We start from the raw sequence: 9,338 nt of genomic DNA on the forward strand, positions 1-9,338 counted from the left end.
GAGAGAAATGGTCCGTGAACGTAAAGCAGCCGATCTTGCAAATGACGGGAATCCACAAGCAATTTCCGGGCGTCAAAGCGCTCTCAGGCGTTAACTTTCAGATGTTTCCCGGGGAAGTTCATGCCTTGATGGGAGAGAACGGCGCCGGAAAATCAACCTTGATCAAGGTGCTGACCGGCGTATATTCGATCGACGACGGCCAAGTGGTCATGGACCGGCAATCGATCAAGATCAACAGCCCGGAGGATGCCCAATCCGCCGGCATAAGCACGGTATATCAGGAAGTCAATCTTTGCCCGAATTTATCGGTGGCGGAGAACATTTATATAGGCCGCGAGCCGCGTCGCTTTGGACGTATCTTATGGAAGCAAATGAATCAGGATGCGCAGCTGCTGCTGAAAAAAAGGATGAACCTCGAGATTGATGTGACGCTACCGTTAAACGCGTACTCGGTGGCTGTTCAGCAATTGATCGCCATTGCGCGTGCGGTGAGCGTTTCAGCCAAGGTGCTGATTCTCGACGAGCCGACATCAAGCCTCGACCGGGGCGAAGTGATGCAGCTGTTTGCGGTTATGACCAGACTAAAAAATGAAGGCATGGCCATTTTATTCGTCACTCACTTCCTGGATCAGGTATATGAAATTTCAGATCGAATAACCATTCTTCGCAACGGAGAATTTGTAGGGGAGTATATGGCCAAGGAGCTTCCCCGAATAGATTTGGTTTCCAAAATGATCGGTAAAGAACTGCACTTGCTCGAAGAACTCCCGAAAGTCGCCGGCGATCGTCAGACACACAAAGACCTGCTGCTGGAAGCCGTATCCTTAGGGAAAAAGGGGTCGATCGAGCCGGTTGATTTACAAATAGGCAAAGGTGAAATCGTTGGTCTGGCCGGACTTCTGGGCTCAGGAAGAACGGAGCTGGCGCGACTGTTTTTCGCAGCGGATCGGGCGGATTCCGGTGAAATCAAGGTCGGAGGCGTCAAAGCGCAGATCCATTCGCCAAGACAGGCGATCGATCAAGGAATTGCCTTCTGCTCCGAGAACCGCAAAACGGAGGGCATCATCGACGACCTAACCGTCAGGGAAAATATTATTCTCGCCCTGCAGGCTTCACAGGGCTGGTTCAAAACCATCTCGCGGAAGCGGCAGGATGAGATTGCCGACGAATATATTAAAGCGCTGAATATTAATCCTCCCAATCCGGAGCATCTGATTAAAAATTTGAGCGGAGGCAACCAGCAAAAGGTGCTTCTGGCGCGTTGGCTTTTGACCGAGCCTAAGCTTCTCATTCTGGACGAACCGACAAGGGGTATCGATATCGGCGCGAAGGCTGAGATTCAGAAGCTTGTTCTCTCCTTATCGCAAAAAGGAATGTCGGTGCTGTTTATTTCCTCCGAGCTGGAGGAGGTGCTTCGGGTATGCGACCGAATCGCCGTTCTTCGCGATCGTAAAAAAGTGAAGGAAATGTCAGGCGACGAAATGAGTCAAAAAAATGTCATGCAGGCGATTGCAGGAGGATGAGAACGATGCTTAAGCACCACTTGTTTTGGCCCCTTACGGTATTAGCGGCTTTACTGCTGTTTAACCTGATTTATTCGCCGGATTTCTTCTCGATTAAGATGAGAGACGGCCATTTATACGGCAGCTTGATCGATATTTTGAACTTCGGGGCGCCGTTAATTCTGGTGTCGATCGGGATGACGCTGGTGATCGCGACCAGCGGTATCGATTTGTCCGTAGGCTCCGTCGTCTCGATCGCAGGCGCGATGTCCTGCCTCCTTATTAGTCAGGGAAATGATCAAAATGCGCTAAGCTTGGTATTCATGGCCATTGGCGCAGCGCTTCTGCTTTCGGTCGTACTGGGAGTCTGGAACGGGGCATTGGTTGCCGGTATTGGAATTCAGCCGATTATCGCAACGCTGATCCTGATGGTTGCCGGTCGCGGAGTAGCGCAGCTGATCACGGGCGGCCAAATTATTACGGTGTCCAGCGCGCCTTTCAAATTTATCGGCGCGGGCTCGTTAGCGACGCTTCCGTTCTCTGTCTTCATAGTCGCAGCCGTATTTATCGTGGCGCTGCTGCTGATAAGAAAAACGGCGCTTGGACTTTTTATCGAATCCGTCGGCTGTAAGCCTACGGCAAGCCGGCTCGCCGGCGTCAAGTCGAAAGCCGTCCTGCTGTTTGTGTATATGTTCTGCGGATTGTGCGCGGGCATTGCCGGACTCATTCTCAGCTCTAACGTATCCAGCGCCGACGGCAATAATGCCGGATTATGGTATGAGCTGGACGCGATTCTGGCCGTCGTCATCGGCGGCACCTCGCTAAACGGGGGCAGGTTTTACTTAACGGGCACGCTGGTAGGCGCATTAATTATTCAAACCTTGACGACGACGATTTATATGATCGGAGTACCGCCCGAAATCACGCTTGTCGTCAAAGCGTTCGTCGTATTGGCGGTTTGCCTCATTCAATCCGAGCAGTTCAGAAAATCTTTAACGATTCGCAAGGACAAGCGTCCTCGTACCGTTGAGGGACGGGAGGTAAAACAGCATGTTTAAACGGCAATATATCCCCATTGTTGTTACGATTGGATTATTTATTCTTATGGTGGCGGTCGGTTCTTTCCGGTACACCGGCTTTTTCTCGACACAAGTATTTCTTAATTTGCTCATCGATAACGCATTTCTGTTCATAGCAGCCGTTGGCATGACCTTCGTCATCGTATCCGGCGGGATTGACCTATCGGTCGGATCTATGATTGCTTTAGTTACCATGGTGTCGGCCAGCCTCGTGCAGGCAGGCTGGTCGCCCGCGATTGTCATCCCGTTAGTTCTGATGATGGGCTCGTTATTTGGAACCGCCATGGGCGCGATTATCCACTATTTCAAAATTCAACCGTTTATCGTTACGCTGGCCGGTATGTTTCTGGCTAGGGGATTATGCTATGTCATTAGCATCAACACAATCACCATCGACAACCCCTTTTACACAAGCATGGCGCAAACCAAGGTAACTCTTCCGGGCGGTAATTTCATTTCCATCAGTGTCATTATCGCGTTGCTTATCGTGTTCTTGGCGTTCTACATGGCCCACTACACAAGATTTGGCAGAAATACCTATGCACTTGGCGGCAGTGAGCAATCCTCCCTTCTTATGGGCTTGCCCGTCGGCCGCACCCAGATTATGGTCTACACGTTCAGCGGGTTTTGCTCCGCGATGGCCGGCGTCGTGTTTACGTTCTACATGCTGTCGGGATACGGGCTGCATGCCATGGGGATGGAGCTCGATGCTATTGCTGCGGTTGTCATCGGAGGCACCTTGCTGACAGGCGGCGTCGGCTACGTGGTAGGCACCTTCTTCGGAGTTATGATCCAAGGCATCATTCAAACGATCATCAGCTTTGAAGGCACGTTAAGCTCGTGGTGGACGAAAATTGTAATCGGGCTGCTGCTGTTCCTGTTTATCGTCTTGCAGAAGGTTTTGAGCGAACGCCGCTGGGTTCAACGGGGATAAGCAAGGGGAGAAGGAGCAATGAAGACGGCAGGCTGAGCCCGTTTGTTGCTCCTATCTTTTCTTGACGACGATCGGTTACAATGCTCTATAAAGGCAGGTGTTATCGGTGAAAAACCGGTTCAATCTTGTAACCGTATTGTTCCTATGTCTGATCGGGGTGCTAACGGCCTGTGAGCCGGCCGCCCAGCAAATGGTGAGCCAAGCTAATGAGCCGAAAGAAGCGGGGCTCCAACCGCTCGCGGAAGGTTCGCCGAATGAGCCGATGCCTATTGTGCTCGGTTTTTCACAATTGGGCACGGAAAGCACCTGGCGTCTGGCGAATACCCGTTCCATCCAGGATGCGGCCAATGAGGCGGGGATTACGCTTCTATATGAGAATGCGGAACAGTCGCAAGAAAAGCAGTTTGAAGCGATCCGTTCTTTTATCAAGCAAAAGGTCGACGTCATTGCCATTGCGCCCGTGATCGAGCAGGGCTGGGAATCGATTTTGCTGGAGGTTAAGCAAGCGGGCATCCCCGTCATCATTGTGGATCGTATGGTTGAGATGTCGGATTCCTCGCTGTACGTTACATTTATCGGTTCGGATTTTTACGAGGAAGGACGCAAGGCAGGCAAATATGTGAAGGACAAGTTGACGGAAAGCTCCAAGCCGCTTGGAATAGTCGAGCTGAAGGGCACCGAGGGCTCGACGCCATCCATTGGCCGGGGGAACGGATTCCGGGAAGTCATCCAAGCGCGGAAAGACTTGGTCATGCTGGAAAGCGCTTATGCGGATTTTACTCCGCGCCAAGGAAAAGAAGTCATGAAAAAATATCTTCAGGCCCATGGCGGCGACATTCGACTTGTATTCAGTCACAACGATGATATGGCTATAGGAGCTATTGATGCCATTGAGGAGTACGGGCTGGAGCCGGGAAAAGATATTATTATGGTATCGGTAGACGGTACGCGCCAAGCGCTGGAGAAGCTGATCGAGGGCAAATTGAATCTGGTCGTCGAGTGCAGCCCGCTTCTCGGTCCTAATTTAATGCAGGCTGTGAAGGAAATCATGGAAGGCCGGTCCTTACCCAAACGGATCGTCACCCCGGAAACGGTGTTTACCGAGGTTACGGCTGTCGACGAAGTGGAAAACCGCCCCTACTAAAACCCATCTTACGCTGAGGGAGGCTCTACGATGAACAAGCTCCAGGAAATAAAGGAGAAGCATCATTTTATGGTATGGGAAACGGTAAGCAAGGACAATGCCAAGGGCTTGCTCCAAAGCTTGAAGGGCAGGCTGCTAAATGAACATAGCCTCTCCGATGAAGACAAAGTATCGTTTACCGCTTATGCCCTCGAAAGAAGCGGCATTCTCGTATTAACGGCGGATAAGAGCACCACATAAGAGTAAGTAAATATACGCTCAAGCAGCCTGGATCGGAATTCAACGGACTCAGGCTGTTTTTTATGACTGGAATCTTGCCAAAGTGGGGGAACCATGAAAAAAAATATCAAGAGATGGACGATTGCCAAAATATTAACGCTATCGTTTTTCTTTATGATTACGCTGCCTATCTTGACGGTCACCGCCTATTCCATCAACTCCTTTCATACGATCCTGCTGGACAACTCAACCACCCAGACGCTGCAAACCTTGGAACAGCTGTCATATGCCATTGAAGCGGAAACCAAGCTGTTAATTAATACCATATCCACGATGGCCAACGACGATCAGGTTATCGTATCGGCCTCGGCCGTTAATCGGGCTGCCAATCATCTGGAGCTGTTCGAGCTCGGTAAAAAATTGGATAAGCAAATCAACAACTATTTTCATTATACGCCGGACCTGGCCACCGTTATCTTTGTTTACAAGAACAACAAGCATTACCAGTATCGGACGCTGCCCGGAAGCGTATTCGATACCCTGCGCTCACAGCCTTGGTACACCCATTCGGTCGGGTGGAAAAACAAGGTTTCCTTCATGGGCGTACAAGAGAGCTCCCTGTCTGTGAACGGGGAAAGTTTGTATATTACCGCAGCCGTATCTCCCAAGTACAGCAACTTGCTTTATGAAGTTGAACTGATCTATTTCGTGTTTCATGCCAGTAAGCTGATTCGTCTGCTGGATACGAAAAACTCGAATGCCGGCGAGCTGTTTGTCATCGACAGCAGAGGAAGCAGCATCGCAGCTACCGATCCCGTGGCGATGCGAGCGGGCATGGGCTCCCGCCCTTATCTGCAGGAGGCAGTGTCGGGCTTTCATGGCAGCTACATGACGGTCATAGAAGGAGCCCCTTGCTTCGTCGTGTATACGACGTCCGACAGCGGTTGGAAGTATATACAAACCGTTCCTTACGAAGCGCTGATGAAGCAGGTTAATGCCGTATACAAAAAAATCGTGATCGCCTCACTCGGCGGCTTACTTTTTTATGCGTTTCGTACTGGTTTGTCCGAAGCATCGTGAAGCCGATTGTCGCCTTAGTAAGAAACATGACGCAAGTGAAGGCGGGCAATCTGACGGCCGGCATCCGTCCCTCCGGACCGCTTGAGATATACACGCTGGGCTCTTCCTTCAATCTGATGATACGGAATATTCAGCAGCTGCTGAAGGAAATCCAGCTTAAGGAAGAGCAGAAGAGACTGGTCGAGATAAGAGCGCTGCAGTCCCAGATTAATCCGCATTTTTTGCTGAATACGTTAAATACGATCAAGCTGATGGCGACGATCTCGAAAGCGGACAATATTCAGCGGATGACGGAATCCTTGACCAAGCTGCTGGCGCATTCGTTTAACCGCGGAGGCATGTACTCCACCGTGAAGGAAGAGATGGCGCTGCTGGAAGCCTACGTTGAAATTATGCGAGCCCGCTACGGGGACTCGTTCGATTTTCATTATGATGTAGACCCTGTTCTCGAAAAGGCTTACATCTTGAAGCTGCTGCTGCAGCCTATTCTCGAGAATGCCATCATCCATGGTATGCAGGAGAAGGAAAGCCGGGGATCTATTCGGATTAGCGGAACGGCCTTAGAGGGACGGGCTTGCCGATTCGTGATTCAGGATAACGGGGTTGGTACGACCGTACAAGGGATGCGTCCTATCGATGAAGGGAGCGATCCGGTTAACGAAAGCTTCAGCGGAATCGGATTGCGCAATGTCCATGAGCGGATTGAGCTTAATTACGGCAAAAAGTACGGGATGACGCTGACAAGTACGCCAGGAGAGGGGACAACGGTTGTCTTGCTCCTGCCCCTCCTGCTTGAGCCTGTCAGCCAGCCGAATGAATCATCAGTGAAGGGAGCCAGGTAACGATGCTGCATGTGTTAATTGTCGATGATGAACCGATCGTCCGAATCGCTTTACGTGAAGTTATCCCCTGGGAACAGAAGGGCTGTGCCATCGTTGCGGAAGCGTCAAATGGACAAGAAGCGCTGCGAGTGCTGCAGCAGCAAAGAATTGATATGGTGCTTGTAGACATGCAGATGCCCAAGATGAACGGGCTTGCCTTTATTCAAGAGCTTAGAAATCGCGATCCTGAAGGCAAGATCGGTGTGATTGTACTGAGCGCGTATTCCAAGTATGAGTACGTTAGGGAATCTTTCCTGTTCGGAGCGCTGGATTACCTGATGAAAAACGACCTCGAGGAGCGGAAGGTAAGTGAGGTGATCGACAAGGCCATCGCGCAGCTTCGCGAACGTATGGATGAAAGCGTGAGACAGGAGCGGGAAACAAGCGCACGGCTTCAGCGGATAAGGGAGACGTGGCTGCAGCAGGCCGTTCGGCACCGGGGAGCATGGCCCGACTTTATGGGCGCTTCCGAAGAGCTCTTTGCGAAGTGGATGGACGAGCTGGAAGGACAGCTTCAATTCTTCCTGGCCTTGCGCATGGACCGGAAATATATGCTGGATCATGCTGCCGAACAGGAGCAGAAGCTCCGGTTCGTGCTGCACACCGTTCGTCAAGTGATTGAAGGCAGCGGATATTCGGTCTATGTGGCATCGATGTCCGGGCTGGAACTGGTCATCCTGATGGCTATGCCTCCGATGAGTGCGATGGCTTCGCGGAACATCTTGTATGACATGATGAATCGCATGATGTCTCACCTGAAGCATTATGTGAACGTCACGGCCTGTCTCGGCGTTTCGGAGCCGATCTTTTCGGGGAGCCGCTGGCGAGAGCAGTACCATAAGGCGGTGTACTTGGCGCAGCACCGGTTTTTTACCGGGAAGGGCCGGCTGTTTTTTCCGGAGCTTGTCGATGGGGCGCTGAAGACCCGGAACGCCCCGGCAGCGATACCTTGCAGCCGTATATTCAGCAAGCTGGAGCATAGAGAGGAAGGCTGGAGGGAGGAGCTGGAAGCTGCCTTTAAGAAGCTGTCGGTATACCGGGAGGCGTCCATGGAGGAGCTTCTGCTGCCTTATAAAAGCTTTCTGTGGGAGCTTGAACGATGTTGCCGCTCCGGACCATGGAACGAAGATTTGCTTGGCGCGGAAACGTTCTCGGGACAATCGCTCTCGGACAAGCTGGAGATGATGGAGTGCATCCCGGATATCCATGCCTGGTGCTTCGAGCTGCTTCAGAAGCTGGCCGTCTCTATTCAATCGGCTCAATCGGCGACAACGGCCCCGGACCGCTCCTCCAGTCTGGTGGAACGGGTAAGAAAATGGATCGACCAGCACTATGCCGAACCGATATCGTTGTCTGCGGCAAGCGCAATGGTCGGCATCAGCGAAAATTATTTAAGTAAAATTTTCGCCAGGGAGTGGAACGAGACTTTTATTGAGTATGTCATGCGCAAACGAGTCGAGAGGGCCTGCCAGCTGATCGGAAGCGGCATGAAAATTTATGAGGCGGCGGAGCTGGTCGGGTACCCGAATCAGGGGCATTTTACAAGAGTGTTCAAAAAAGTGATGGGCATGACTCCTATCGAATACAGGGAGCAGTCGGATAAAAAGAGAGAAAGAAAAGATAAAATAGTCCATTTGTAAGCGTGTTCATCGTCGGTAAAATAAACTCATTACATGGGAGGAGGATTGGATATGTCTATTAAAAAAATGGGGGCGTGGGCATTAAGCGGCAGTCTGCTCGTTATGCTTGCAGCTTGTTCGACTTCGGGAGATCCGGGAAGCGGGGGCGCACCGGCTCCATCGGATGCGGGGGCAAGCCAGCCAGCGGCCAATCAAGCGGCGCCGGTCACTTTAAAAATGGCCATGTGGGATTCCAATAACGAGTTCATCGCCTTCTTAACCGAGAAGGTCAAAGAATACTCGAAGGTTAAGCCTAACGTTAAGGTAGAGGTCGAGTCCTTCAAAAGCGACGGAGATTATTTGCAGGCGATCAAGGTTCGTTCAGGGGGCAATGCGCTGCCGGATCTTATAGAACTGAAGCCGAATTGGCTGAGCGATTTTAAGGAGCAGCTATTGCCGCTGGACGGCTTGAATGCGCTGAGGTCCAATCTGTATGCCGACAAGTACAAGGTGGACGGGAAAGTGCTGGCGGTGCCGACCGTTTCGTTCCCCGAGCTCGTTTATTATCATCCAAGCATATTCAAGGAGCTCAATCTGGAGGTTCCGACGACTTGGCCCGAATTTATGGATGTGCTGAACAAGCTGAAGGCCCACGGTAAATATATACCTTATGCGATGGGCGGCAAGGACGCATGGCCGAATTATCCGTTTAACGAGTTTGTTCCGCATATCTTATCCGATAACGAGAACTATTTAGGGCTTGCTGAATGCGAATAAATCCATATTTCACAAGGGTTACCGGGCATTTCCGTCGAATATATCTGCAAGGAAAACGTGGCAAAACGCTCAAAAACCTTGCAGATGGAGTGACGAAACATGT

9 protein-coding genes are annotated in these 9,338 nt (G+C 51.3%); all 9 read left to right on the forward strand.

What is annotated here, in order from left to right:
* Nucleotides 1–14: 14 nt before the first annotated feature.
* Nucleotides 15–1,523 (forward strand): sugar ABC transporter ATP-binding protein, encoded by a 1,509-nt coding sequence (locus GSF01_RS19070; RefSeq protein ID WP_201305433.1) that lies wholly within the window; start codon nucleotides 15–17, stop codon nucleotides 1,521–1,523.
* 5 nt (nucleotides 1,524–1,528) lie between these two features.
* Complete coding sequence (locus GSF01_RS19075; RefSeq protein ID WP_159886839.1) at nucleotides 1,529–2,560, forward strand: ABC transporter permease; 1,032 nt, start codon at nucleotides 1,529–1,531, stop codon at nucleotides 2,558–2,560.
* Nucleotides 2,553–3,515, forward strand: coding sequence for a galactofuranose ABC transporter, permease protein YjfF (yjfF, locus tag GSF01_RS19080; protein WP_159886841.1), 963 nt, complete (start codon nucleotides 2,553–2,555; stop codon nucleotides 3,513–3,515). Before GSF01_RS19075 ends, yjfF begins: the two co-directional genes overlap by 8 nt.
* Before the next feature lie 106 nt (nucleotides 3,516–3,621).
* Nucleotides 3,622–4,659 (forward strand): ABC transporter substrate-binding protein, encoded by a 1,038-nt coding sequence (locus tag GSF01_RS19085; RefSeq protein WP_235941609.1) that lies wholly within the window; start codon nucleotides 3,622–3,624, stop codon nucleotides 4,657–4,659.
* Nucleotides 4,660–4,689: 30 nt separating this feature from the next.
* On the forward strand, nucleotides 4,690–4,899 hold the full coding sequence (locus GSF01_RS19090; protein WP_159886843.1) for a hypothetical protein: 210 nt from the start codon (nucleotides 4,690–4,692) through the stop codon (nucleotides 4,897–4,899).
* Between the two features lie 93 nt (nucleotides 4,900–4,992).
* Nucleotides 4,993–5,958: a hypothetical protein gene (locus GSF01_RS19095; RefSeq protein WP_159886845.1), complete on the forward strand. Its 966-nt coding sequence runs from the start codon at nucleotides 4,993–4,995 to the stop codon at nucleotides 5,956–5,958.
* Nucleotides 5,955–6,800 carry a sensor histidine kinase gene (locus GSF01_RS19100; RefSeq protein WP_159886847.1) on the forward strand — a complete coding sequence of 282 codons (846 nt, stop codon included), beginning with the start codon at nucleotides 5,955–5,957 and terminating at the stop codon, nucleotides 6,798–6,800. Before GSF01_RS19095 ends, GSF01_RS19100 begins: the two co-directional genes overlap by 4 nt.
* Before the next feature lie 2 nt (nucleotides 6,801–6,802).
* Entirely contained in the window at nucleotides 6,803–8,479 is a 1,677-nt protein-coding gene (locus GSF01_RS19105) for a response regulator transcription factor (protein ID WP_159886849.1), read from the forward strand.
* 51 nt (nucleotides 8,480–8,530) lie between these two features.
* A complete protein-coding gene (locus GSF01_RS19110) occupies nucleotides 8,531–9,235 on the forward strand; it encodes an ABC transporter substrate-binding protein (protein ID WP_159886851.1) in 705 nt (234 codons plus the stop codon).
* The last annotated feature ends 103 nt before the right edge of the window (nucleotides 9,236–9,338 follow it).

Source organism: Paenibacillus puerhi (genome assembly GCF_009846885.1).
Lineage (GTDB): Bacteria > Bacillota > Bacilli > Paenibacillales > NBRC-103111 > Paenibacillus_G > Paenibacillus_G puerhi.